We start from the raw sequence: 24,311 nt of genomic DNA, 5'->3' as shown, positions 1-24,311 counted from the left end.
CAAACGCGGGTCGGCCGATGAGGCCGTGGGCGAAGCGGCTCGTCACGGTATTGCCGTGGGTACTGGCAGGTGGCCTGGCGACGGCGGTGACGCTCGTCGCGCTGGCGCCGGCCGCGTGGATCGCGCCGCAGTTCGCGCGCGCGACCGGCGGACACGTGAATCTCGTCGATCCGGACGGGTCGCTGTGGCATGGCTCGGGCACGCTGATGCTCGCGCCGGGCGCCGACCAGAGCGCGGCGACGCTGCTGCCGGGCCGGGTCGAATGGACCACGCACTTCTGGCCGCTGCTGACCGGCCGCGTGCAGATGCGCATGCGGCAGACCGAGGCGATGCCCGATGCCGTCACGCTCGATGCGACGTGGCGCGGCGCGGTGCTGTCGGCGGGCACGATGGCCGTGCCCGCTTCGCTGCTCGCGGGGCTCGGCACGCCGTTCAACACGCTCGACCTGCAGGGCGACGTGCGGATCGGCTGGAGCGACTGGCGCCTGTTCGGCAACAACGCATTCGGCCAGCTGACGGTGACGATCGACTCGATGAGTTCGCGCGTGTCGCGCGTGAAGCCGCTCGGTTCGTACCGCGCGGTGCTGCAGGCGAAGGGCGCGGGCGCCGATCTCGACCTGTCGACGACGCAGGGCCCGCTGTTCCTCGACGGGCACGGCAACTTCGGCCCTGGGCAGGGATCGTTCCGCGGCACCGCGCATGCGGCGCCCGAACAGCAGGCGAACCTCGCGGGGCTGCTGAACCTGCTCGGCCACCCGATCGGAAACAACGAGGTGTCGCTGATCTTCGGCGACGCGCAGCGCTGACGCGCGCGTCGCCCGTTTTCCTTACTTCTGCGCGAGCGGCGTAGCGGCTGATGGTGCGGTGGCGGCAGGCGCGGCTGCACCGGACGCCGGCACGGGGGCCGGCGCCGCCATGTCGCCGTTCTCGCGCGCCATGTCCGAAGCATCCCAGCCGCCGCCGAGCGCTTTCACGAGTCCAACCGACGACACCATCCGCTGGCCGGCGATCGTCGCGAGCTTCTGCTGCGCGGTGAACGCGGTGGTCTGCGCGGTCAGCACGTTCAGATACGCGACCGTGCCGGCCTTGTACTGGTTCGTGACGATCGCGAGCGAGTGCTCGGCGCTGTCGACGGCCTGCCGTTGCACGTCGATTTCCTGCGCGAGGATGCGCTGCGACGCGAGGTTGTCCTCGACGTCCTGGAACGCGGTGAGCACCGCGAGGCGATACGCGGCGACGTCCTGGTCGTAGGTCGCGCGCGCGGCGTCGGTCTGCGCGGCGCGCAGCCCTGCATCGAACAGCGTGGCCGCGAGCTGCGGGCCGACCGTCCAGAAACGCGCCGGCAACGTGAACAGCTGCGACCACACCGAGCTCTGGAAGCCGCCGGTGGCCGACAGCGTAAGCGTGGGGAAGAACGCGGCAATCGCGACGCCGATCTGCTCGTTCGCGGCCGCCGCGCGGCGCTCGGCCGCCGCGATGTCGGGCCGGCGCTCGAGGATCGCGGACGGCACGTCGACCGGCGTGATCGGCGGCTCGGCCGCGAGCGGGGCCGGCGGCAGCGAGAAGGTCGACGCCGGTTCGCCGATCAGCGTCGCGATCGCATGCTCGTACTGCGCACGCGCCACACCGTTGTCGATCTGCGCGGCTTGCGCGCTCTGCAGCTGCGTCTGCGCCTGGATCACGTCCGCACGCGCGGCGACGCCCTGGGCGTACTGGTTCTGCGTGAGCTTCAGCGACTGTTCGTACGACTTCACGGTGTCGTCGAGCAGCTTTTGCAGCGCATCGGACGTGCGCAACTGGAAATAGGTTTGCGCGAGCAGCGCCTGCTGCGACAGCCGCGCGTTCGCGAGATCGGCCGCCGCCGCGGCTTCGCCGGCGCGCTGCGCGCTGACGGTGCGGCTCACCTTGCCCCACAGGTCCGGTTCCCAGCTGGCATCGAGGCCGACGCTGTAGCTGTTGTTGATCGACCCGGACGAGCCGCTGCCGAAACTCGACGACGAGCCCGACGACACCGACGTACGCGGCGTGCGGGCACGCGAGCCCGACGCGGTCAGCCCGACGGTCGGGAAATACGCGGCGCGCGCCTCGGTGACGAGCGCGCGCGCCTGCCGGTAGGCGGCCGCCGATTGCGCGATGGTCTGGTTCGATGCGTTGAGCCTGCCGATCAGCGCATCGAGCTGCGGATCGTTGTAGACCGTCCACCACGGGCCGCGATCGGTGCGGTCGGCCGGTTGCGCGACTTTCCAGCCGGCCGGCGCTTCCTTGAACGCGGCGGGGATCGACGTGTCGGGCCGGTGATAGTCGGGCCCGACGGCGCAGCCGGCGAGCAGCACGGCCGTCGCAACGGCGACGGCGGCGCTCAGCGGGCGAAGGGCGCGCGGGAGGGAGGCGTACGGCATCGTGGTTTTCCTGTCTGGGCGTGACGGCCGGCGAGCGGCGCCGCGCGATGCGGTCGTCATGCCGCTGGCGGACAAATGGTAACTGACGGCGGGGAAGCTGCGCAGCCCTAAGGGTACGGTGCGCGAAGGCCGGAATGTGTTACCGGCGCGGCCGGCAGGTTTACCGGCCATTACGGATCGCTTGCGGGGAAAACGGGCGTGCGACGACGGCCGCGCAGCAATGCTGCCGGCGCCCGGCCGGATCAGACGGGGAAGCGGGAGCGGTGCGGCGTCAGTGGCAGCGCACCGGCACCGGGATGGGGTCGGCGGCGGACCGCCATGTCGACGGCTCCGTGGCGGCCGGCTGGCTCGTGCGGCGTGCGCCGCCCTTCGCGTTGCGTTGCCGGCGATGATCGAACCAGGCGAACCCGAGCGCCGCGAGCGAGCCGCCCGGCACGACCAGCATCGTCACGTACAGCGCGATCTTCCAGCCGCGGTGCGGCCCGGAAAACACATGATGAGCGGTATCGGTCAGGTTGCGGCGCAGCGCGCCGGCGGCATTTTTCAGGGACAGCATCGCGAACATCCTCGGGGTGCCCGGCAGCGCGGGCGAATCGGTCAGAACATCGTCTCCGGCAGTGCAACATGCACGTCGTAACTGGTTGCCTCAAATAATATTGACTAAGCAATCATTTTTCAAGATACTGGGCGCGTTTTAACCTGAAACGCACTATTGCTGCGCGCGCAATCGTATGACCGGCGGCCTTTACGATCCCGAGAACATCGCGCTGGAAACGAGCCTCGGCTATTACCTGTCGAAGGCGAAGCAGGCGCTCGTCGAGCGGATGGACCGTGCGCTCGAGCCGCTCGACCTCACCGCGCAGCAGATCGGCGTGATCCTGCTGTTGTCGCGCGGCTACGCGCGCACGCCGTTCGAGTTGTCGCGCAAGATGTCCTACGACAGCGGCTCGATGACGCGCATGCTGGACCGGCTCGAACGCAAGGGGCTGATCGCACGCTCGCGCAGCGAGCAGGACCGCCGGATGATCGAGCTGACGCTGACCGAGCGCGGCGCCGAAGCAGCCCGCGCGCTGCCGTCGCTGGTCGCGACCGCGCTCAACGCGCAGCTCGAAGGCTTCTCGGCCGACGAACTCGCGACGCTCACCGGCCTGCTGCAGCGCTTCATCGCCAACGGGCCCGGCACGCCCGGCTGCCCGAAGCCCGACGAAGACGCCTGATGCGCGCGGCGGCCCCATGTCTAGGTTAAGCATTCGCTTATTTATCTGTCTGGGCAGAAAATGACAGGGCACGTGCTCCGCTTTTTCCCTTTTTCGTTCCACCCGGCCGGGCTGCGCTGCGTCGCACGCCCGTGCGTTGTGCCGGCGCGTTGCGCGCGCCGCATCTAGGAGATTCCGATGTCCGCCACCCCGGCATCCGCCGCCTCCCCCGCCGCCGAACCCGCGCCGCTGTCCGGCGGGACGCTCGCGCTGCTCACCATCGGGCTCGCGCTCGGCACCTTCATGGAAGTGCTCGACACGTCGATCGCGAACGTCGCGGTGCCGACCATCTCGGGCAGCCTCGGTGTCGCGACCAGCGAAGGCACCTGGGTGATCTCGTCGTATTCGGTCGCGTCCGCGATCGCGGTGCCGCTCACCGGCTGGCTCGCGCGGCGGGTCGGCGAGGTGCGGCTGTTCACGCTGTCGGTGCTCGCGTTCACGGTCGCGTCGGCGCTGTGCGGCTTCGCGACCAACTTCGAGACGCTGATCGCGTTCCGGCTGCTGCAGGGCCTCGTGTCGGGGCCGATGGTGCCGCTGTCGCAGACGATCCTGATGCGCAGCTATCCACCCGCGAAGCGCGGGCTCGCGCTCGGGCTATGGGCGATGACGGTGATCGTCGCGCCGATCTTCGGCCCGCTGCTGGGCGGCTGGATCAGCGACAACTACACATGGCCGTGGATCTTCTACATCAATTTGCCGATCGGCATCTTCTCCGCGGCCTGCGCGTATTTCCTGCTGCGCGGCCGCGAGACGAAGACGTCGAAGCAGCGGATCGACGCGATCGGCCTCGCGCTGCTCGTGATCGGCGTGTCGTGCCTGCAGATGATGCTCGACCTCGGCAAGGACCGCGACTGGTTCAACTCGTCGTTCATCGTCGCGCTCGCGCTGATCGCGGTCGTGTCGCTGGCGTTCATGCTTGTGTGGGAGGCGACCGAGAAGGAGCCGGTGGTCGACCTGTCGCTGTTCAAGGACCGCAACTTCGCGCTCGGCGCGATGATCATCTCGTTCGGCTTCATGGCGTTCTTCGGCTCGGTCGTGATCTTCCCGCTGTGGCTGCAGACGGTGATGGGCTACACGGCCGGCAAGGCCGGCCTCGCGACCGCGCCGGTCGGGCTGCTCGCGCTCGTGCTGTCGCCGCTGATCGGCCGCAACATGCACCGGCTCGACCTGCGGATGGTCGCGAGCTTCGCGTTCATCGTGTTCGCGGGCGTGTCGCTGTGGAACGCGACGTTCACGCTCGACGTGCCGTTCAACCACGTGATCCTGCCGCGGCTCGTGCAGGGGATCGGCGTTGCATGCTTCTTCGTGCCGATGACGACGATCACGCTGTCGAGCATTTCCGACGAGCGGCTCGCGAGCGCGTCGGGGCTGTCGAACTTCCTGCGCACGCTGTCCGGCGCGATCGGCACCGCGGCGAGTTCGACTTTCTGGGAGAACGACGCGATCTACCACCATGCGCGGCTGTCGGAATCGGTGAGCATCTACGCGCAGAACACGACCGATTACCAGGGCGCGCTCGCGCAGCTCGGCATCGTCGGGCAGACGGCCAATGCGCAGCTGAATCAGCTCGTCACGCAGCAGGGCTTCATGATGGCGACCAACGACTTCTTCCACCTGTCGGCGGGGATGTTCATCGCGCTCGCGGCGCTCGTGTGGATCACGAAGCCGAGGAAGGGTGCGGGGCCCGCGATGGGGCATTGAGCGTGAAAGGGGCGGCCACGACGGCCGCCCTTTTTGTTTCACGGCCCGCTTCCGCGCTCCGCCGCGCTGCCGTCACGCCCTCGCCCGCAACCCGCCGAATGCGAGATCGTCGCCGGGCGCGATCGGCAGCGTCGCCCGCGCGACGTCGAGCCACGCGCGCGCCGCGTGCGACAGGTAGCCCTTCTTCAGCCAGCCGAGCGCGATCGCCCACGTGATTTCCGGCTCGACGATCGGCCGGCACGTGAACTGGCCCGCGTCGAGCCGCCGGCAATACGGCTCGGGCAGCAGCGCGATGCCGACGCCCGCATGGACGAGCGCGGCCATGAAATCCCAGTGGCCGCTGCGGCTCACGATCGACGGCGTGAAGCCGACCTGCCGGCACGCATCGAGCACCGCGTCGTGCAGCGCGAGGCTTTCCGCATAGAACACGAACGATTCGCGCGCGAGATCGGCGAGCGGCACGGCCGCGTGATCCTCCCAGCGCGATTCGCGCGGCGCGACGAGCCACAGCGGCGCGCGCACCATCGGCAGCCGCTCGAACGTGCCGGGATCGACCGGCTCCAGCAGCCCGCCGAGCTCCAGTTCGCCCGACGTCAGCGCGGCCTCGATCATCCGCGCGCCCTGCTCGAACAGCTTCAGCTCGATGTTCGGGTAGCGCTGCTTGTAGGCGGCGATGATCGGCGTGAACAGCGAGCCGCCGAGCGGCGGGATCCCGATCGTCAGCTCGCCGCGGCCGAGCGTGCCGAGATCGTTCAGCTCCGACTGCAGCTGCGCCTGCGCGGCGAGCACGTCCTGGCCGCGCTGGAACACGATCCGCCCCGCATCGGTCAGCACCATCTGCCGGCCGTCGCGCAGCAGCAGCGGCGAACCGATCTCGTCCTCGAGCGCCTTCACCATCTTGCTGATGGTCGGCTGCGTCACGAACAGCTTGTCGGCGGCCGCCGTGAAGCTCTGCTGGCGAACCACCTCGACGAAGTACCGCAGTGCGCGCAATTCCATCGGTGTCTCCCCAAATTGGTGCGGCAATCACAAGCGAATTCCGAATTGGAATGACAAGGATAGAGACAAGTCATTTTATTTATGGTTAGGGGAAACCCTATACTCACACCATCAACGCACTATCCGTATGGAGCCCGTCATGACCAAGCCGATCGCCGCCGCCGCCCGCCCTGCCGCTTCGGGCAGCCTCGCGCATACGGGCCGGATCGTGCTGCAGGCCGCCGCGCTCGGCGCGCTGTGGATGGCCGTCGACTGGGCCGTGCGCAAGGTCGGGCTGCCGATTCCGTCCGGCGTGATCGGCCTCGCGGTGCTGCTCGCGCTGCTGTTCTCGGGCCGCGTCGCGCCCGCGTGGGTGAAGGACGGCGCGAACTGGCTGCTGTCCGACATGCTGCTGTTCTTCGTGCCGGCCGCCGTCGCGGCCGTGCAGTACGGCGGGCTGTTCCGCGAGGACGGCTGGCGCATCGCGCTGGTGATGCTCGCCGGTACCGCGTTCGTGATGGTCGCGGTAGCCGTCGCGGTCGATCTCGCCGCGAAGCTCGAACGCCGGCTCGCCGCGCAGCGCGTGTTCGCCGAACGCCGCCGCACGCGCCTGAGCGCCGTGTCCGCGCACTGAGCCGGAGCTGACCATGCTGGCTGCGCTATCGAACCTGTCCGCCGACCAGGCGAATACCGCGATCTCCCTCGGTTGCTTCGTGCTGACGGTCGTGCTGTATTTCGCGTCGAAGCGGCTCTATGCGTACAAGAAGACGCTGCTGTTCTCGCCGCTCGTGTTCGTGCCGGGTGTGCTGGTGCTGCTCGTGCTGGTGACCGGCATCCCGTATTCGGTCTACTTCCGCGATACGCGCTGGCTGATGTGGCTGCTCGGCCCGGCGACGATCGCGTTCGCGGTGCCGATCTATGAGTATCGCGACCTGATCCGCCAGCACTGGCTGTCGCTGTCGGTCGGCGTCGCGGTCGGGATCGCCGCAGGCGTGTGCGGGTCGCTGCTGCTCGCGAAGCTGCTGCACCTGTCGCCCGAACTGCAGCGCTCGCTGATGACGCGCTCGGTGTCGACGCCGTTCGCGCTCGCCGTATCGGACAAGATCCACGCGCCGAAGGATCTCACGGCGCTGTTCGTGATCGCGACCGGCATCTGCGGAATGCTGCTCGGCGAACTCGTGCTCGCGCTGGTGCCGATGCGCACGCGGCTCGCGCGCGGCGCGCTGTTCGGCGCGGCGGCCCACGGTGTGGGCACCGCGAAGGCGCGCGAGATCGGCAGCGAGGAAGGCGTCGTGTCGAGCCTGACGATGATGATCGCGGGCGTCGCGATGGTGCTGATCGCACCGCTGCTGACGCTGCTGCCGATCTGACACCTCCACGCCGGGCGGCCGACGCCCGCCCGGCATGCCGCCCCGCGGCGTTCTCCTGGCCCCGTTACCCTGCATCCGGCCGACGCCCGGCCGACAATCGGCTGAGATAGCCGCAAATCCCCCCTCTTTTCCACCCATCGGCCGCGGCCCGGATGCCGAACAATGCATGCTACGAGACATCACGCACGCATTCACATGGCCTCCACGACCGCAAACCCGACCGCCGACAAGCCGGCTTCGTCCGGCAAGTTCAAGCGCATCGCACTCATCGCCATCGTCGCGCTGGGCGCGGCCGCCGCCGCAGCCGGCGGCATGTACGTGTTCCTGAGCAAGGAAGGCGTCGGCCATGCGAGCACGCCCGCCGAGCCGGCGCCGCTTGCCGCGCCGGTGTTCTTCCCGCTCGATCCGCTGACCGTGAACCTGCAGTCGGACGACGGCGCGCAGCACTACCTGCGCGTCGGCCTGTCGCTGAAGCTCACCGACCCGAAGGCGCAGGAGCAGCTGACCGCGCGGATGCCGGAGATCCGCAGCCGGATCCTGCTCGCGCTGTCGAACAAGCATCCCGAGGAACTCGCGACGCCGGACGGCAAACGTTCGCTCGCGAAGGAACTGCGGGACTTGATCGAGCAGCCGACGCAACCGGGCAACCAGCGCGCGAAGGTCGACGACGTGCTGTTCACCGAGTTCGTCGTCCAGTAACGCGGCCGCGAAAGGAGCGCGTATGGGTCACCAGGAGTTCATGTCCCAGGAGGAGGTCGATGCCCTCCTCAAGGGCGTCACCGGCGAAACCGATGCAGTCGACGAGCAGCGCGACACATCGGGCGTCCGCCCCTACAACATCGCGACGCAGGAGCGGATCGTCCGCGGCCGGATGCCCGGCCTCGAGATCATCAACGACCGTTTCGCGCGCCTGCTGCGGATCGGCATCTTCAACTTCATGCGGCGCACGGCGGAAATCTCCGTCAGCCAGGTGAAGGTGCAGAAGTACAGCGAGTTCACCCGCAACCTGCCGATCCCGACGAACCTGAACCTGGTGCACGTGAAGCCGCTGCGCGGCACGTCGCTGTTCGTGTTCGACCCGAATCTCGTGTTCTTCGTCGTCGACAACCTGTTCGGCGGCGACGGGCGCTTTCACACGCGCGTCGAAGGCCGCGATTTCACGGCCACCGAGCAGCGGATCATCGGCAAGCTGCTGAACCTCGTGTTCGAGCACTACGCGACCGCATGGAAGAGCGTGCGGCCGCTGCAGTTCGAATTCGTGCGTTCGGAGATGCACACGCAGTTCGCGAACGTCGCGACGCCGAACGAAATCGTGATCGTCACGCAGTTCTCGATCGAGTTCGGGCCGACGGGCGGCACGCTGCACATCTGCATGCCGTACTCGATGATCGAGCCGATCCGCGACGTGCTCAGTTCGCCGATCCAGGGCGAGGCACTCGAAGTCGACCGCCGCTGGGTGCGCGTGCTGTCGCAGCAGGTGCAGGCCGCCGAGGTCGAGCTGACCGCGAATCTCGCCGAGATCTCGTCGACCTTCGAGAAGATCCTGAACCTGCGCGCGGGCGACGTGCTGCCGCTGGAGATCGAGGACACGATCACCGCGAAGGTTGACGGCGTGCCGGTGATGGAATGCGGCTACGGAATTTTCAATGGTCAATATGCGTTGCGCGTGCAGAAGATGATCAGCGCGGGCGATACGATGAAGGAAGGTGGATATGAGTGAGCTGAACCAGACGCCCGACGACGACATCCAGGCGATGGCCGACGCGGCCCTCGCGGCTTCGGCCGCCGACGCGCAGGCGGCGCCGGCCGCGGCGGAGGAAGATCCGGGCATGGACGACTGGGCGGCCGCGCTCGCCGAGCAGAACCAGCAGCCGGTGCAGGCCGGCGCGACGGGCGCCGGCGTGTTCCAGCCGCTGTCGAAGGCCGCGTCGACCTCGACGCACAACGATATCGAGATGATCCTCGACATCCCGGTCAAGATGACCGTGGAGCTTGGCCGCACGAAGATCGCGATCCGCAACCTGCTGCAGCTCGCGCAGGGGTCGGTCGTCGAGCTCGACGGCCTCGCCGGCGAGCCGATGGACGTGCTCGTGAACGGCTGCCTGATCGCGCAGGGCGAGGTCGTGGTCGTGAACGACAAGTTCGGCATCCGCCTGACCGACATCATCACGCCGGCCGAACGCATCCGGAAACTGAATCGATGACAGTCGTGAAGCCCGGCCACCGCGTGTGCAACGCGCTTGCAGCGGCGGCGCCAGCCGTCGTCGCATCGCTCGCGTGCGCGCCGGCCGGCGCCGCCGACATGAACGCGGTGAACCATGCCGGTGCGATCGCGTCGAGCGTGATGGTCGGTTCGGCCGCGCCGTCGCTCGGCATCGGCGCAGTGCTGCAAACGCTCGTCGGGCTCGCGGTCGTGATCGGCCTCGTGTTCGCATGCGCATGGCTCGCGCGCCGCTTCGGCTTCCAGCCCGCGCGGCGCGGCGGCCCGCTGAAGGTCGTGTCGAGCGTCGCGGTCGGCACGAAGGAAAGCGCGACGATCGTCGAGATCGGCGACACCTGGCTCGTGCTCGGCGTCGCGCCGGGCAACGTGCGCCTGCTGCATACGCTGCCGGCCGGTTCGGCGGCGGCCACCGCGACGGCGGGCTCGGCCCCGGCCGATGCCGCCGCCGGCGGCGCCCCGTCCGACGGCAGCCTGCCCGGCACGTTCGGCTCGCGGTTCCGCGACGCGCTCGCGGGCGAAGCCGCGAAGCGCCTCGGTCGCGGCAAGGACCGCTGACATGGCGCCGCGCCCTCTTTCCGACCCCGCATTCCAATGAAACACGAATTCCTGCGTCGTGCGTCGCGCGTCGCGCCCGTGCTGATCCTCTGCCTCGCGCCGGCGCTCGCCCATGCGCAGGCGAACGGCCTGCCCGCGTTCAACGCGAGCCCGGGCCCGCACGGCGGCACCACCTATTCGCTGAGCGTGCAGACGATGCTGCTGCTCACGATGCTGTCGTTCCTGCCGGCGATGCTGCTGATGATGACGAGCTTCACGCGCATCATCATCGTGCTGTCGCTGCTGCGCCAGGCGCTCGGCACCGCGACGACGCCGCCGAACCAGGTGCTCGTCGGCCTCGCGATGTTCCTCACCTTCTTCGTGATGTCGCCGGTGCTCGACCGTGCGTACAACGACGGCTACAAGCCGTTCTCCGACGGCTCGATGCCGATGGAGCAGGCCGTGCAGCGCGGCGTCGCGCCGTTCAAGACCTTCATGCTGAAGCAGACCCGCGAGACCGATCTCGCGCTGTTCGCGAAGATCTCGAAGGCCGCGCCGATGCAGGGCCCCGAGGACGTGCCGCTGTCGCTGCTGGTGCCCGCGTTCGTCACGAGCGAGCTGAAGACGGGCTTCCAGATCGGCTTCACGGTCTTCATCCCGTTCCTGATCATCGACATGGTCGTCGCGAGCGTGCTGATGTCGATGGGGATGATGATGGTGTCGCCGTCCACCGTGTCGCTGCCGTTCAAGCTGATGCTGTTCGTGCTGGTCGACGGCTGGCAGCTGCTGATCGGCTCGCTCGCGCAGAGCTTCACGTAAGCCGCGGAGGAACACGCACGATGACGCCCGAACAAGTGATGACCCTCGCCCACCAGGCGATGATGGTCGGCCTGCTGCTCGCGGCCCCGCTGCTGCTGGTCGCGCTCGCGGTCGGCCTCGTCGTGAGCCTGTTCCAGGCCGCGACGCAGATCAACGAGGCGACGCTGTCGTTCATTCCGAAGCTGCTCGCGGTCGCCGCGACGCTCGTGATCGCCGGCCCGTGGATGCTGACGACGATGCTCGACTACCTGCGGCAGACGCTGCTGCACGTCGCGACGCTCGGCGTCGGCTGAGCCGCGCGCAGCACCCGGCGGCAATGTTCTCGGTTACCTACGCGCAGCTCAACGGCTGGCTCACGGCGTTCCTGTGGCCGTTCGTGCGGATGCTCGCGCTCGTCGCGACGGCGCCCGTCGTCGGCCACGCGTCGGTGCCCGTGCGCGCGAAGATCGGCCTGGCCGCGTTCATGGCGCTGGTCGTCGCGCCGACGCTCGGCGCGATGCCGGACGTCACCGTGTTCTCCGCGCAGGGCATCTGGATCCTCGTCACGCAGTTCCTGATCGGCGCCGCGATGGGCTTCACGATGCAGGTCGTGTTCGCGGCCGTCGAGGCGGCCGGCGACTTCATCGGGCTGTCGATGGGCCTCGGTTTTGCGACGTTCTTCGATCCGCACACGAGCGGCGCGACGCCCGTGATGGGCCGCTTCCTGAACGCGGTCGCGATGCTCGCGTTCCTCGCGGTGGATGGCCACCTGCAGGTATTTGCCGCGCTCGCCGCGTCGTTCCAGTCGCTGCCGGTGTCGGCCGACCTGCTGCACGCGCCGGGCTGGCGCACGCTCGCCGCGTTCGGCGCGACCGTGTTCGAGATGGGGCTGCTGCTTGCGCTGCCGGTGGTGGCGGCGCTCCTGATCGCTAACCTCGCGCTCGGCATCCTGAACCGCGCGGCGCCGCAGATCGGCGTGTTCCAGATCGGCTTTCCCGTCACGATGCTCGTCGGGCTGTTGCTCGTGCAACTGATGATCCCGAACCTCGTGCCGTTCGTGTCGCACCTGTTCGACATGGGGCTCGACACGATGGGGCGGGTGCTGATCGGCTGGCGCTAGCCGCATCCGGCCCCGTTCGCCCCCCGTTGCTGGAAAACCCCTAAAGGAATCGCCGGCCCGCGAAAGGTAGCGGAAGGTTTCGCGTCCCTATACTCGTTGTGACGATGCAGCACGCATCGCGCCACACGAATACAACGAACGGAGACGACCCGATGCGACCCATCCTGCGCACCCTCGCCGTGGCAGCCAGCCTGAGCTGCGCGCTTGCCGCTCACCCCGCTTTCGCCGACGACGGCGGCAAGATCACGATCATGGTCGGCGGGATCGCAAAGCTGATCTACCTGCCCGCGCGGCTCACGCAGGAACTCGGCTACTTCAAGGCCGAAGGGCTCGATGTCGAGCTGCTGTCGCAGCCGGCCGGCGTCGACGCCGAGAACGAGCTGCTCGCGGGTGCCGTGCAGGGCGTCGTCGGTTTCTACGACCACACGATCGACCTGCAGAGCAAGGGCAAGGACGTGAAGGCGATCGCCGTGTTCGGCCAGGTGCCGGGCGAAGTCGAAATGGTGTCGACCAAGGCCGCGCCGACGTTCAAGTCGATGGCCGACGCGAAGGGCAAGACGCTCGGCGTGACGGGCCTCGGCTCGTCGACGAGCTTCCTCACCCAATACCTCGCGCTGCAGCACGGCGTGCCGTCCACGCAGTACACGATGCTGCCGGTCGGCGCCGACGCGAGCTTCATCGCCGCGATCAAGCAGGGCCGCATCGATGCCGGCATGACGACCGAGCCGACGGTGTCCGCGCTCGAGAAGATGGGCGACGCGAAGGTGCTGGTCGACATGCGCACCGTCGACGGCACGCGCGCCGCGCTCGGCGGCACCTACCCGGCCGCGAGCCTGTACGTGCAGTCGGCGTGGGCCGATTCGCACAAGGCGGAAGCGACCAGGCTCGCGCATGCGTTCGCGAAGACGATGCAGTTCATCCATACGCACAGCGCCGAGGAGATCGCCGCGAAGATGCCGGCCGACTACCAGAAGGACAAGGCGCTGTACGTGTCCGCCCTGAAGGCGTCGCTGCCGATGTACACGGCCGACGCGAAGATGCCGGCCGACGGTCCGGCGACCGTGCTGAAGGTGCTGTCGGCGTTCAACCCGTCGGTGAAGGGCAAGCACATCGACCTGGCGCGCACCTTCACGAACGATTTCGTGAACGCGAAGTAACGAGCGGCGCCGGCGGCGGCGATCCCGCCGCCGTGCGTTCCCCGTTCCGGTCCGGCTGGCCGGCCCGGCGTCGCCACGATGCGACGCCCTCTTCACCCGCAGGATCCATGCGATGAACCAGGCAGTCTCCCCGAGCACACCGGCGATCGAGTTTCGCAACGTGTCGTGCCGCTTCATTTCGCCGGAAGGCAAAGCCACCGTCGCGCTGCGCGACTTCAGCATGAGCGTCGCGCGCGGCGAATTCATCGCGATCGTCGGGCCGACCGGCTGCGGCAAGTCGACGACGCTGAACCTGATCACCGGGCTGCTCAAGCCCGTGTCGGGCGAAGTGCGCGTGATGGGCCGCCCGGTCGACGGGATCGATCCGCGCATCGGCTTCGTGTTCCAGGCCGACGCGGTGTTCCCGTGGCGCAACGTGATCGACAACGTCGCGGCGGGCCCGCTGTTTCGCGGCCGCTCGAAGGACGTCGCGTATGCGCAGGCCGAGGAATGGATCCGCAAGGTCGGCCTCGACAAGTTCACGAAGCACTACCCGCACCAGCTGTCCGGCGGGATGAGGAAGCGCGTCGCGCTCGCGCAGACCTTCATCAACCAGCCGGAAATCCTGCTGATGGACGAGCCGTTCTCCGCGCTCGACATGCAGACCCGCACGCTGATGCAGGACGAGCTGCTGCAGCTCTGGTCCGCGAACAAGGGCTCGGTCGTGTTCGTCACGCACGATCTCGAAGAGGCGATCGCGCTTGCCGACCGCGTGTTCGTGCTGACCGCGCGCCCCGCGACGCTCAAGCGCGTGTACGAGATCGACTTGCCGCGCCCGCGCGTCACGTCGGAGATCCGCTACGACGCGCGCTTCATCGAAATTTCCAAGGACATCTGGCACGACCTGCGCGAAGAAGTGCAGATCGGCTGACGCATACGCCGCACGGCAAGGACAGCAAGGACAGGAGCATGACCGACATGACGCTTCCCCCCACCGCCATTCCGGCGACAACGCTCGAGGACGACGAGCGCGCCGCACAACGCCGGCTGCGCCGCCGGCGCAACCTGATCGTCACGCTGCGGATCGCCGTGCTGGTGATCGTACTGGGCGGGTGGGAACTCGCCGCCCGGCTCAAGTGGATCGATCCGTTCTTCTTCTCGATGCCGTCGCTGATCTTCGACCAGATCCAGGACTGGTTCGTGAACGGCACGTCGCAGGGCCCGCTGCTCACGCAGGTGTGGGTCACGCTCGAGGAAACCGGGATCGGCTTCGTGATCGGCTCGGTCGCCGGCGTGATCTGCGGGATCGTGCTCGGCCGCAACAAGCTGATGGCCGACGTGTTCGGCCTGTACATCCAGATCGCGAACTCGATTCCGCGCGTCGTGCTCGGCTCGATCTTCGTGATCGCGCTCGGCCTCGGGATGGCGTCGAAGATCGCGCTGGCCGTCGTGATGGTGTTCTTCGTCGTGTTCGGCAACGCGTTCCAGGGCGTGCGCGAAGCCGACCGCTACCTGATCGCGAATGCGCAGATCCTCGGCGCATCGCGCCGGCAGATCACCACGGCCGTCGTGATCCCGTCCGCGCTGAGCTGGATTCTCGCGAGCCTGCACGTGAGCTTCGGCTTCGCGCTGGTCGGTGCGGTGGTCGGCGAATTCCTGGGTTCCAAGCAGGGTATCGGGCTGCTAATCTCCACCGCCCAGGGCGCGTTCAACGCGAGCGGCGTGTTCGCGGCGATGATCGTGCTGGCCGTGGTCGCGCTGGCCGCCGACTACCTGCTGACCTGGCTCGAGAAGCGGCTGTTGAAGTGGCGGCCCGCGGCGTTCTGAACGCCGCCGGCGGACGCCTGACATGACACTCCCGACCGCGCCGGCGCCCCCGGCGCGGTTCGGCATTTCGGAGAAGGAGCGCAACAGGATGGCGCACAGCCTGCGCGGGCGGCTGCTGTGGTGGCTGCTGCTGCCGCTCGCGGTATTCGTGCTGATCGCGGGCGCGATGTCGTACGACACCGCGCGGACCACGGCCGGGCTCGTGCAGGACAGCGCGCTCGTCGCGTCCGCGCGCACGATCGGTGAGGACATCGAATGGCGCAACGGCCTGCCGGTCGCCGACGTGCCGCCGGCCGCGCTGGAGATCTTCGAGTCGCCGTCGGGCGATTCGGTGTTCTACAAGGTGATCGACGGCCACGCCCGCCTGCTCGCCGGCAATCCGGCGCTCGACCTGCCCGCGCGGCACGGCGTCGAGCCGACGCTGTACGACACGTCGCTCGACAGCGTGCCGCTGCGCGCGGTGGCCTACGACCGCCAGCTGTACGACGAGGGCCGGGTCGAAACCGTCACGGTGGTCGTCGCGAAGACGACGCGCTCGTACGGCGCGATGGTCGCGACGATCTGGCGGCCGCAGCTCGTGCGCCTGTCGCTGATGCTGGTGCTCGCGGTGGTGCTGGTCTATCTCGGGCTGACGCTGGAGCTGCGCCCGCTGATGAAACTGAAGGACGACGTCGCCGACCGCGGGCCGATGGAACTCGAGCCGATCCGCCCCGAGCGGCTCCAGCACGAACTGCGGCCGATCGTCGACGCGATCAACCAGTGCATCGCGCGGCTCAACACGCACACGGCCACGCAGCGCCGCTTCATTGCCGACGCCGCACACCAGTTGCGCACGCCGATCGCGGTGCTCGACACGCAGATCCAGTACGCGCAGCGGCGCGGGCACGACGATCCGGAGCTCGCGACGGTGCTCGACAGCATGCAGCGCAGCAGCCGCAAGATGGCCGACGTGACCGACAAGCTGCTGCTGCTCGCGCATGCGGAAGCGACGCCGTCGACGCTGCTGACCCATCGCGTCGACCTCGCGGCCGTGGTGTCGAGCGTGCTGGAGGAGACGATCGTGCTCGCGCAGCGGCGCGACATCGACCTCGGCGCCGATCTCGGCGAGCGGCTCGACGTCGCGGGCAGCGACAGCCTGCTGACCGCGCTGGTGATGAACCTCGTCGACAACGCGGTGCGCTACACGCAGCCGGGTGGCTGCGTGACCGTCTGCGCGCGGCGCGACGGCGACACGATCGTGCTCGAGGTGGTCGACAACGGCCCCGGCATCCCGGCCGAAGCGCGGCCGCATGTGTTCAAGCGGTTCTACCGCGTGTCGGCCGACACCGAAGGCTCGGGCCTGGGCCTCGCGATCGTCCGCGAGATCGCGCAGGCGCATGGCGGCGGCGCGTCGCTCGCGCCGGGGGCCGGCAATCGCGGTATCGTCGTGACCGTACGGCTGCCCGCCTACGATTGAAGAGAAAGCCGTCATGAAACTCCTGCTGGTCGAAGACAACGCCGAACTCGCGCACTGGATCGTGACCCTGCTGCGCGGCGAGGATTTCGCGGTCGACTGCGTCGGCGACGGCGAACGCGCCGATACCGTGCTGAAGACCGAACGCTACGACGCCGTGCTGCTCGACATGCGGTTGCCCGGCATCAGCGGCAAGGAGGTGCTCGCCCGGCTGCGGCGCCGCAACGACAACGTGCCGGTGCTGATGCTGACCGCGCACGGCTCGGTCGACGACAAGGTCGACTGCTTCGGCGCGGGCGCCGACGACTACGTCGTGAAGCCGTTCGAGTCGCGCGAACTCGTCGCAAGAATCCGCGCGCTGATCCGCCGGCAGGCCGGCGTCGGCACGACGCAGCTCGTGTGCGGCGATCTCGTCTATGCATTCGGCACGCGCGAATTCCGCTGCGGCGAAACGGTGCTGGCGCTGCGGCGCCGCGAGCATGCGATCCTCGAAACGCTGATGCTGCAGCAGAACAAGACGGTATCGAAGGCGCGGCTGATGGACAGCGTGTTCGCGCTCGACGACGAGCCGAGCGCCGACGCGATCGACATCTACATTCACCGGCTGCGCAAGCATCTCGCGGGCAGCACGGCCGAAATCATCACGCTGCGCGGGCTCGGTTACATCCTGCGCATGAAGAGCACGCAGGACTGACGGGCACGTTCCCGTCGCACGGAACGTCGATTCGTAGCACGAAAGGTCGCCCAGGCCAGCCGGATGCCCGGCAGGTCTGCTTGCGCACGCCTGCCCGATCCGTGATTGTTGCGCGTTCGGTGTTTTCACCGATCCGATTCTTGCGTCCGGGAAAGCGTCGTGAAGGATTGCACGCTCTACGATGCTACGCGTCGGCCCTCTCGCTGTGGCCGGCAAGAGTCGGCATACATTACGTACTGCCAACGACCAGATTTCAATGCGGCAGCTCGGAGGAGACGATCTTGAAACGAAAAACCCTTGCCCTTTCCATCGCGGCGGCTGGCCTGTGCGCCGGCACCCAGGCGCATGCGCAATCGAGCGTGCAGCTCTACGGCCTGATGGACCTGAGCTTTCCGACCTACCGGACCCACGCCGACGCGAACGGCAATCACGTGATCGGCATGGGCAACGAAGGCGAGCCGTGGTTCAGCGGCAGCCGCTGGGGCCTGCGCGGTGCAGAAGACATCGGTGGCGGCACGAAGATCATCTTCCGCCTCGAAAGCGAATTCGTGGTCGCGAACGGCCAGATGGAAGACAGCGGCCAGATCTTCGACCGCGACGCGTGGGTGGGTGTCGAGGACGAGCGCTTCGGCAAGCTGACGGCCGGCTTCCAGAACACGATCGCGCGCGACGCGGCCGCGATCTACGGCGACCCGTACGGCTCCGCGAAGCTGTCGACCGAGGAAGGCGGCTGGACCAACTCGAACAACTTCAAGCAGATGATCTTCTACGCGGCCGGCCCGACCGGCACGCGCTACAACAACGGCATCGCGTGGAAGAAGCTGTTCAGCAACGGCATCTTCGCGAGCGCCGGCTACCAGTTCAGCAACTCGACGCAGTTCGCGACCGGCTCCGCGTACCAGGTCGCGCTCGGCTACAACGGCGGCCCGTTCAACGTGTCGGGCTTCTACAACCACGTGAACAACGGCGGCTTCACGAACCAGACGTTCTCGGTCGGCGGCAACTACACGTTCAGCATCGTGCGCCTGAATGCGGGCTACTTCCGCTACAACGGCGACCAGGGTTCGCTCGGCCAGCGCCACGACGATTCGTGGACGGTGTCGATGAAGATCGCGCCGAAGGGCGCGCTCGACTACGAGCTCGGCTACCAGCAGATGCGCGTCAAGAACGCCGCGAACAACGCGGACGGCTTCACGCCGAACGCGAACCTCGGCGCGTTCAGCCTGACCAACGGTGTCGCCAACGGCTTCAAGGAAACGATCTACGGGTCGGTGTTCTATCACCTGAGCAAGCGCACCGAGGTGTATCTGGCCGGCGACTACATGAAGCTGCATGGCGGCTACACGGTGTCGTCGACGTTCGGCGCGAAGAACCAGCTCGAACTGACGTCGGGCATCCGTACGCGCTTCTGACCTTCAGCGGGGCCCTTCGGGCCCCGCCGCACCCTCCATCCGGGATTCTCCATGCGGGCACGCCGGCGCTTGATGCCGACCGTGCCCTTTTTTTCGTCCTGTTCCCGGTGCCGCCGGCGGCACCGTGCGACAACCGGCCCGAAACCGCTTGCGGCCCGTCCGGCGGGCGATCGCGGCCGATGCCCGCACGATCGGCCCACATCCGCGCTTGACCTGCGCCGACCGACTCGATAGCGTTTCGGGTTTGCCCGGGCGGCCATTGCCGCCGGTGCCGTGAGCACGCCCGACGTCCTGGCGCGCGCGGCCGGGCTCCGATGGAAAAGACGATGCAGAAACTCGATGCGGCCAGCCCGCAGGCGATGTCGACGGATTTCACCGCCGACAACGTCGCGCGCCTGAAGGCGCTGTTCCCCGAACTCGTGACCGAAGGCCCGGACGGCGCGTCGGTCGACGTCGACGTGCTGAAGGCGCTGATCGGCGAACGCACGGTCGGCGACGCCGACGAGCGCTACGGCTTCCACTGGCACGGCAAGCGCAGCGCGCGCCAGGCCGCGCTCACGCCGTCGACGGGCACGCTGCGGCCCTGCCCCGACGACAGCGTCGCGTGGGACGACACGCGCCATCTCGTGATCGAGGGCGACAACCTCGACGTGATGAAGCTGCTGCACAAGAGTTACGCAGGCAAGGTGAAGCTCGTCTACATCGACCCGCCGTACAACACCGGCAGCGATTTCGTCTATCCGGACGACTTCAGCGACAGCATCCGCCACTACCTGGCGATGACCGGGCAGACCCAGGGCGGCGTGAAGCGCAGCACCAATACCGAGGCGAACGGCCGGTTCCACACCGACTGGCTGAACATGATGTATCCGCGCCTGAAGCTCGCGCACGCGCTGCTGTCGGACGAAGGGCTGATCGCCGTGCACATCGACGAGCACGAAGTGCATGCGCTCGTGCTGATGCTGCGCGAGATCTTCGGCGAGGAGAACGAGCTCGGCGTGGCCGTGTGGGACAAGCGCAACCCGAAGGGCGACGCGCGCGGCGTCGCGTACCAGCACGAATCGCTGGTGCTGTTCGCGCGCAACGCCGAGACGCTGCTCGAACAGGCGCCGCTCAAGCGCCCGAAGCGCAATGCGCAGCGCATGCTCGACGCCGCGCACGACGCGGTGTACCGCAGCGGCAACGCAAAGGACGCGCAGAAGGCCTACCGCGCGTGGATGAAGGCGCAGACCAACCTGTCCGGCGGCGAGGTGATGTACGACCGGCTGTCGGAAGAAGGCCGCGTGTACCGCCTCGTGTCGATGGCCTGGCCGAACAAGAAGAAGGCGCCGGAAGAATATTTCACGCCGCTGATCCACCCGGTCACCGGCAAGCCGTGCGCGATGCCGGCGCGCGGCTGGCGCAACCCGCCCGCGACGATGCAGGCGCTGATCGAGCGCGGCCAGATCGAATTCGGCGCGGATGAAAGCACGCAGCCGCAGCGGATCTACTATCTCGACGAGAACATGTACGAGAACGTGCCGTCGGTGCTGCCGTTCGCCGGCTCCGACGACGCGCTGCTGAAGACGCTCGGCATCCCGTTCGACCTGCCGAAGCCGGTCGACTTTGCGGCGGCCGTGATCGGCTGGTGCACGCGCGGCGACGACATCGTGCTCGACTGCTTCGCGGGCTCCGGCTCGACCGGCCACGCGGTGATGCAGGTGAACGCGACCGACGGCGGCGCGCGCCGCTACATCCTCGTGCAGTTGCCCGAAGCGCTCGATCGCCGCGACAAGACGCAACTGGCGGCCGCCGACTTCTGCGCGAAGCTGAAAAAGCCGCTGACGCTCGCCGAAATCACCAAGGAACGCCTGCGCCGCACCGCGCAGCAGGTCGCGCGCGACTATCCGGAAAGCTATGGCGACCTCGGCTTCCGCGTGTACCGGCTCGACACGACCAACGTGATCGAGTGGGATCCGCGCCGCGACGATTTCGACCACGCGCTGTTCGCGTCCGTCGAACACGTGAAGACCGGCCGCACCGAGGACGACCTGCTCGCCGAGCTGACGCTGAAGCTCGGCCTCGACCTGTGCACGCCGGTCGAGCATCACCAGGTGGCGGGTAAGACCGTGCACCTGATCGGCCGCTCGATCGTCGCGTGCTTCGATGCGCGCATCGCGCGCGACGACGCGGGCCCGCTCGCCGACGGCATCGTCGACCTGCTCGACGCGACCGGCGCCACGCGCGACGTCACGTGCCTGTTCCGCGACAGCGGCTTCGTCGACGACGTCGCGAAGCTCAATCTCGCCGCGCTGCTCGAACAGCACGGCGTGAAGCGCGTGCGGAGCCTGTGATGCGGCTGCATTTCGAAGCGGATCTCGACTACCAGCGCGAGGCGATCGACGCCGTCTGCGACCTGTTTCGCGGGCAGGAATCGTATCGCGGCGACTTCAGCGTGCTCGCGAACGCCGCGCCCGGCACGACGGCCGCCGCGCAAGGCTCGCTCGGCTTCGCGGTGTCGGAACAGGGCGTCGGCAACCGGCTGTCGCTGACCGACGACGCGCTCGCGCGCAATCTCGCCGACGTGCAGCTGCGCGGCGGGCTGCCGCCGTCCGGCCAGCCCGGCTCGCGCGACTTCACCGTCGAGATGGAGACCGGCACCGGCAAGACCTACGTGTACCTGCGCACGATCTTCGAGCTGAACCGCCGCTACGGCTTCACGAAGTTCGTGATCGTCGTGCCGTCGATCGCGATCAAGGAAGGCGTGCACAAGACGCTGTCCATCACCGAGGATCATTTCCGCGCGCTGTACGCGGGCGTGCCGTACGACTACTTCCTGTACGACTCCGCGAAGCTCGGCCAGGTGCGCCACTTCGCGGCGAGCGCGGCGATCCAGGTCATGGTGATGACGGTGGCCGCGATCAACAAGAAGGAAATCAACAACCTCTACAAGGATAGCGAGAAGACCGGCGGCGAGAAGCCGATCGACCTGATCCGCGCGACGCGGCCGATCGTGATCGTCGACGAGCCGCAGAGCGTCGACGGCGGCCTCGAAGGCCGCGGCCGCGAAGCGCTCGCCGCGATGGCGCCGCTCTGCACGCTGCGCTATTCGGCCACGCACGTCGACCGTCACCACATGGTGTACCGGCTCGACGCGGTCGACGCGTACGAGCGCAAGCTCGTCAAGCAGATCGAGATTGCATCGGCGATCGTCGAGGATGCGCACAACAAGCCGTACCTGCGGCTTGTCGGCGTGTCGAACCGGCGCGGCGCGATCAGCGCACGCGTCGAGCTGGATGTCGCGACGACGGCCGGCGTGAAGCGCCAGATCGTGACGGCCACCGACGGCGACGATCTCGAACGCCTGACCAGGCGCGCGCTGTATGCGGGGCTGCGGATCGGCGAAGTGCATGCGGTGAAGGGCGCCGAGTACGTCGAGCTGCGCCATCCGGAGGGCGAGGCATTCCTGTCGCTCGGCGAGGCGTTCGGCGACATCGACACGCTCGCCGTGCAGCGCGAGATGATCCGCCGCACGATCCGCGAGCATCTCGACAAGGAGCTGCGCCTCGCGGAGCGCGGCGTGAAGGTGCTGTCGCTGTTCTTCGTCGATTCGGTCGAACGCTATCGCCGCTACGACGAGAACGGCATGCCCGTGAAGGGCGACTACGCGCTGATCTTCGAAGAGGAATATGCGCGCGCGGCGCGCGTGCCGGCCTACCGTGCGCTGTTCGACGGCGTCGACGTCGCGCTCGAAGTCGGGCGCGCGCACAACGGCTACTTCTCGATCGACCGCAAGGGCGGCTGGACCGACACGAGCGAAAGCAGCGCGGCGGCGCGCGAGAACGCGGAGCGTGCGTACGGCCTGATCATGCGCGAGAAGGAAGCGCTGCTGTCGTTCGACACGCCGCTGAAGTTCATCTTCTCGCACTCGGCGCTGAAGGAAGGCTGGGACAACCCGAACGTGTTCCAGATCTGCACGCTGCGCGACATCCAGACCGAGCGCGAGCGCCGCCAGACGCTTGGCCGCGGGCTGCGCCTCGCCGTCGACCAGGACGGCGAACGCGTGCGCGACGCCGGCGTAAACACGCTCACCGTGATCGCGACCGAGCGCTACGAGTCGTTCGCGGAGAACCTGCAGAAGGAAATCGAGGCCGATACGGGCATCCGTTTCGGCATCGTCGAGGAACACCAGTTCGCGGCGCTGCCCGTGCAGGAAGGCGACGGGCCCGCGCATGCGCTCGGCATCGAGCTGTCGTGCGTGCTGTGGAATCACCTGCACGAGCAGGGCTACGTCGACGCGCAAGGCAAGGTGCTCGACCGGCTGAAGGATGCGCTGCGCCAGAGCGCGCTGGTGCTGCCCGATGCGTTCGAGATGCTGCGCGCGCCGATCGTCGCGACGCTGCGCAAGCTGTCGGGCCGCTTCGCGGTGCGCAACGCCGACGAGCGCCGCGCGATCGCGTTGCGGCGCGATGCGTCGGGCAAGGCCGTCGTGTTCGGCGACGAGTTCCGCGCGCTGTGGGACCGGATCCGCCATCGCACCGTGTATCGCGTCGAGTTCGACAACGCGAAGCTCGTGCGCGACTGCACGGCCGCGCTGCACGACGCGCCGGACATCGCGCGTGCGCGGCTGCAGTGGCGCAAGGCCGAGATCGACATCGGCAAGGCCGGCATCGAGGCGATCGAGGTGGCCGGCGCCGGCACCGTGCTGATCGACGAAGGCGAGCTGCCGCTGCCCGACCTGCTCACCGAGCTGCAGGACCGCACGCAGCTCACGCGCCGTTCGCTTGCGACGATCCTGGCCGACAGCGGCCGGCTCGACGATTTCCGCGTGAATCCGCAGCAGTTCATCACGGTCGCGGCCGATGCGATCAACCGCTGCAAGCGCCACGCGCTGGTCGCGGGCATCGCGTACCGCAAGCTCGGCGAGCGCCACGTGCATGCGCTCGAATCGTTCGAGAGCGAAGCGCTGACCGGTTACCTGCGCAACCTGCGGCCCGACGCGCAGAAGTCGATTCACGAAGCGGTGGTGTGCGAGACGGACGCGGAGCGTGTATTCGCCGATGCGCTCGAAGCGCACGACGGCGTGAAGCTGTACGCGAAGCTGCCCGCGTGGTTCCGCGTGCAGACGCCGCTCGGCAGCTATCATCCGGACTGGGCCGTACTTGCGGAACAAGACGGCGGCGAGCGGCTGTATTTCGTCGTCGATACGCCGAATACGGACGGCCCCGTGCCGAGCGAACACGAGCGCGCGAAGCTCGCGTGCGGCGAAGCGCATTTCCGTGCGCTGGTCGATGGCGACGGCGCGGCGCGCTTCGTGCGCGTGCGCCAGGCCGACGCGTTGTTCGAGCCTGCGGTGCCGCTGGCGAGCGCCGGGCGGTAAGACGAAGGGGCGGCGATGAGCCGCCCTTTTTTTTAACGTTGATCGGGCGTGCC

The 24,311-nt window shown here is 68.1% G+C and carries 23 protein-coding genes; 20 read left to right on the top strand and 3 right to left on the bottom strand.

The genetic code is table 11. The features are described from left to right. Positions 1-17: 17 nt before the first annotated feature. Entirely contained in the window at positions 18-806 is a 789-nt protein-coding gene (locus tag ACWMMN_RS00250) for a type II secretion system protein N (protein ID WP_059236553.1), read from the top strand. A gap of 21 nt (positions 807-827) precedes the next feature. Here the strand turns inward: ACWMMN_RS00250 and ACWMMN_RS00245 are convergent, their stop codons facing one another. Further along, the gene (locus ACWMMN_RS00245) at positions 828-2,399 is read right to left on the bottom strand and encodes an efflux transporter outer membrane subunit (RefSeq protein ID WP_059232824.1); all 1,572 of its coding nucleotides are present in this window, start codon (positions 2,397-2,399) and stop codon (positions 828-830) included. Positions 2,400-2,670: 271 nt separating this feature from the next. Further along, positions 2,671-2,955, bottom strand: coding sequence for a multidrug ABC transporter ATPase (locus ACWMMN_RS00240; RefSeq protein ID WP_081051891.1), 285 nt, complete (start codon positions 2,953-2,955; stop codon positions 2,671-2,673). Positions 2,956-3,130: 175 nt separating this feature from the next. On the opposite strand from ACWMMN_RS00240, the gene ACWMMN_RS00235 reads away from it, so the two are divergent. Together ACWMMN_RS00235 and ACWMMN_RS00230 are read left to right on the top strand one after the other, a co-directional pair. After that, positions 3,131-3,616: a MarR family winged helix-turn-helix transcriptional regulator gene (locus ACWMMN_RS00235; RefSeq protein ID WP_059232826.1), complete on the top strand. Its 486-nt coding sequence runs from the start codon at positions 3,131-3,133 to the stop codon at positions 3,614-3,616. Between the two features lie 177 nt (positions 3,617-3,793). Next, the gene (locus tag ACWMMN_RS00230) at positions 3,794-5,356 is read left to right on the top strand and encodes a DHA2 family efflux MFS transporter permease subunit (protein ID WP_059232827.1); all 1,563 of its coding nucleotides are present in this window, start codon (positions 3,794-3,796) and stop codon (positions 5,354-5,356) included. 72 nt (positions 5,357-5,428) lie between these two features. Here ACWMMN_RS00230 and ACWMMN_RS00225 read toward each other — a convergent pair whose 3' ends face one another. Further along, positions 5,429-6,355, bottom strand: a complete 927-nt coding sequence (locus ACWMMN_RS00225; protein ID WP_059232828.1) for a LysR family transcriptional regulator — start codon at positions 6,353-6,355, stop codon at positions 5,429-5,431. Between the two features lie 139 nt (positions 6,356-6,494). On the opposite strand from ACWMMN_RS00225, the gene ACWMMN_RS00220 reads away from it, so the two are divergent. From ACWMMN_RS00220 to ACWMMN_RS00140, 17 genes are all read left to right on the top strand, one after another. Further along, on the top strand, positions 6,495-6,968 hold the full coding sequence (locus tag ACWMMN_RS00220; RefSeq protein WP_342703312.1) for a CidA/LrgA family protein: 474 nt from the start codon (positions 6,495-6,497) through the stop codon (positions 6,966-6,968). A gap of 13 nt (positions 6,969-6,981) precedes the next feature. Further along, complete coding sequence (locus ACWMMN_RS00215; protein ID WP_486422881.1) at positions 6,982-7,704, top strand: LrgB family protein; 723 nt, start codon at positions 6,982-6,984, stop codon at positions 7,702-7,704. 162 nt (positions 7,705-7,866) lie between these two features. Next, positions 7,867-8,403: a flagellar basal body-associated protein FliL gene (gene fliL, locus ACWMMN_RS00210; protein WP_059232830.1), complete on the top strand. Its 537-nt coding sequence runs from the start codon at positions 7,867-7,869 to the stop codon at positions 8,401-8,403. Positions 8,404-8,425: 22 nt separating this feature from the next. Then, complete coding sequence (gene fliM, locus ACWMMN_RS00205; RefSeq protein ID WP_059232831.1) at positions 8,426-9,424, top strand: flagellar motor switch protein FliM; 999 nt, start codon at positions 8,426-8,428, stop codon at positions 9,422-9,424. Continuing rightward, on the top strand, positions 9,417-9,908 hold the full coding sequence (gene fliN / locus ACWMMN_RS00200) for a flagellar motor switch protein FliN (RefSeq protein ID WP_059232832.1): 492 nt from the start codon (positions 9,417-9,419) through the stop codon (positions 9,906-9,908). The genes fliM and fliN overlap by 8 nt, the downstream gene beginning before the upstream one ends. Then, positions 9,905-10,480: a flagellar biosynthetic protein FliO gene (fliO, locus tag ACWMMN_RS00195; protein WP_059232833.1), complete on the top strand. Its 576-nt coding sequence runs from the start codon at positions 9,905-9,907 to the stop codon at positions 10,478-10,480. The genes fliN and fliO overlap by 4 nt, the downstream gene beginning before the upstream one ends. 36 nt (positions 10,481-10,516) lie before the next feature. Then, positions 10,517-11,278: a flagellar type III secretion system pore protein FliP gene (fliP, locus tag ACWMMN_RS00190; RefSeq protein ID WP_486422880.1), complete on the top strand. Its 762-nt coding sequence runs from the start codon at positions 10,517-10,519 to the stop codon at positions 11,276-11,278. Positions 11,279-11,298: 20 nt separating this feature from the next. Then, positions 11,299-11,571 (top strand): flagellar biosynthesis protein FliQ, encoded by a 273-nt coding sequence (gene fliQ, locus ACWMMN_RS00185; protein WP_006491272.1) that lies wholly within the window; start codon positions 11,299-11,301, stop codon positions 11,569-11,571. Between the two features lie 23 nt (positions 11,572-11,594). Continuing rightward, positions 11,595-12,377 carry a flagellar biosynthetic protein FliR gene (gene fliR / locus ACWMMN_RS00180; RefSeq protein WP_174994586.1) on the top strand — a complete coding sequence of 261 codons (783 nt, stop codon included), beginning with the start codon at positions 11,595-11,597 and terminating at the stop codon, positions 12,375-12,377. 152 nt (positions 12,378-12,529) lie between these two features. Continuing rightward, positions 12,530-13,534, top strand: a complete 1,005-nt coding sequence (locus ACWMMN_RS00175) for an ABC transporter substrate-binding protein (protein ID WP_059236557.1) — start codon at positions 12,530-12,532, stop codon at positions 13,532-13,534. Between the two features lie 112 nt (positions 13,535-13,646). Further along, positions 13,647-14,444, top strand: coding sequence for an ABC transporter ATP-binding protein (locus tag ACWMMN_RS00170; RefSeq protein ID WP_040142661.1), 798 nt, complete (start codon positions 13,647-13,649; stop codon positions 14,442-14,444). 38 nt (positions 14,445-14,482) lie between these two features. Continuing rightward, positions 14,483-15,340 carry an ABC transporter permease gene (locus ACWMMN_RS00165; RefSeq protein WP_011350459.1) on the top strand — a complete coding sequence of 286 codons (858 nt, stop codon included), beginning with the start codon at positions 14,483-14,485 and terminating at the stop codon, positions 15,338-15,340. Positions 15,341-15,428: 88 nt separating this feature from the next. Then, on the top strand, positions 15,429-16,796 hold the full coding sequence (locus ACWMMN_RS00160) for a sensor histidine kinase (protein ID WP_486423211.1): 1,368 nt from the start codon (positions 15,429-15,431) through the stop codon (positions 16,794-16,796). A gap of 13 nt (positions 16,797-16,809) precedes the next feature. Continuing rightward, on the top strand, positions 16,810-17,487 hold the full coding sequence (locus ACWMMN_RS00155; RefSeq protein WP_059232837.1) for a response regulator: 678 nt from the start codon (positions 16,810-16,812) through the stop codon (positions 17,485-17,487). 281 nt (positions 17,488-17,768) lie between these two features. Further along, entirely contained in the window at positions 17,769-18,899 is a 1,131-nt protein-coding gene (locus tag ACWMMN_RS00150; protein ID WP_059232838.1) for a porin, read from the top strand. A 314-nt stretch (positions 18,900-19,213) separates the two neighbouring features. Further along, on the top strand, positions 19,214-21,232 hold the full coding sequence (locus ACWMMN_RS00145; RefSeq protein ID WP_174994588.1) for a site-specific DNA-methyltransferase: 2,019 nt from the start codon (positions 19,214-19,216) through the stop codon (positions 21,230-21,232). Then, positions 21,232-24,258: a type III restriction-modification system endonuclease gene (locus ACWMMN_RS00140; protein WP_174994589.1), complete on the top strand. Its 3,027-nt coding sequence runs from the start codon at positions 21,232-21,234 to the stop codon at positions 24,256-24,258. Before ACWMMN_RS00145 ends, ACWMMN_RS00140 begins: the two co-directional genes overlap by 1 nt. Positions 24,259-24,311 lie beyond the last annotated feature (53 nt).

It is taken from the genome of Burkholderia cepacia complex sp. TUM26381, assembly GCF_057439935.1.
The sequence above is the reverse complement of the archived record's forward strand: the minus strand, read 5'-3'. Positions and strand labels throughout refer to the sequence as shown.

Coding starts and splice junctions, on each gene's coding strand:
- fliR (WP_174994586.1), top strand. CDS start 11,595: ATGTTCTCGGTTACCTACGCGCAGCTCAACGGCTGGCTCACGGCGTTC.
- ACWMMN_RS00160 (WP_486423211.1), top strand. CDS start 15,429: ATGGCGCACAGCCTGCGCGGGCGGCTGCTGTGGTGGCTGCTGCTGCCG.
- ACWMMN_RS00230 (WP_059232827.1), top strand. CDS start 3,794: ATGTCCGCCACCCCGGCATCCGCCGCCTCCCCCGCCGCCGAACCCGCG.
- ACWMMN_RS00220 (WP_342703312.1), top strand. CDS start 6,495: ATGACCAAGCCGATCGCCGCCGCCGCCCGCCCTGCCGCTTCGGGCAGC.
- ACWMMN_RS00215 (WP_486422881.1), top strand. CDS start 6,982: ATGCTGGCTGCGCTATCGAACCTGTCCGCCGACCAGGCGAATACCGCG.
- ACWMMN_RS00225 (WP_059232828.1), bottom strand. CDS start 6,355: ATGGAATTGCGCGCACTGCGGTACTTCGTCGAGGTGGTTCGCCAGCAG.
- ACWMMN_RS00170 (WP_040142661.1), top strand. CDS start 13,647: ATGAACCAGGCAGTCTCCCCGAGCACACCGGCGATCGAGTTTCGCAAC.
- fliP (WP_486422880.1), top strand. CDS start 10,517: ATGAAACACGAATTCCTGCGTCGTGCGTCGCGCGTCGCGCCCGTGCTG.
- ACWMMN_RS00165 (WP_011350459.1), top strand. CDS start 14,483: ATGACCGACATGACGCTTCCCCCCACCGCCATTCCGGCGACAACGCTC.
- ACWMMN_RS00235 (WP_059232826.1), top strand. CDS start 3,131: ATGACCGGCGGCCTTTACGATCCCGAGAACATCGCGCTGGAAACGAGC.
- ACWMMN_RS00155 (WP_059232837.1), top strand. CDS start 16,810: ATGAAACTCCTGCTGGTCGAAGACAACGCCGAACTCGCGCACTGGATC.
- fliO (WP_059232833.1), top strand. CDS start 9,905: ATGACAGTCGTGAAGCCCGGCCACCGCGTGTGCAACGCGCTTGCAGCG.
- fliL (WP_059232830.1), top strand. CDS start 7,867: ATGCATGCTACGAGACATCACGCACGCATTCACATGGCCTCCACGACC.
- ACWMMN_RS00245 (WP_059232824.1), bottom strand. CDS start 2,399: ATGCCGTACGCCTCCCTCCCGCGCGCCCTTCGCCCGCTGAGCGCCGCC.
- ACWMMN_RS00140 (WP_174994589.1), top strand. CDS start 21,232: ATGCGGCTGCATTTCGAAGCGGATCTCGACTACCAGCGCGAGGCGATC.
- ACWMMN_RS00240 (WP_081051891.1), bottom strand. CDS start 2,955: ATGCTGTCCCTGAAAAATGCCGCCGGCGCGCTGCGCCGCAACCTGACC.
- fliQ (WP_006491272.1), top strand. CDS start 11,299: ATGACGCCCGAACAAGTGATGACCCTCGCCCACCAGGCGATGATGGTC.
- ACWMMN_RS00175 (WP_059236557.1), top strand. CDS start 12,530: ATGCGACCCATCCTGCGCACCCTCGCCGTGGCAGCCAGCCTGAGCTGC.
- ACWMMN_RS00145 (WP_174994588.1), top strand. CDS start 19,214: ATGGAAAAGACGATGCAGAAACTCGATGCGGCCAGCCCGCAGGCGATG.
- fliN (WP_059232832.1), top strand. CDS start 9,417: ATGAGTGAGCTGAACCAGACGCCCGACGACGACATCCAGGCGATGGCC.
- fliM (WP_059232831.1), top strand. CDS start 8,426: ATGGGTCACCAGGAGTTCATGTCCCAGGAGGAGGTCGATGCCCTCCTC.
- ACWMMN_RS00250 (WP_059236553.1), top strand. CDS start 18: ATGAGGCCGTGGGCGAAGCGGCTCGTCACGGTATTGCCGTGGGTACTG.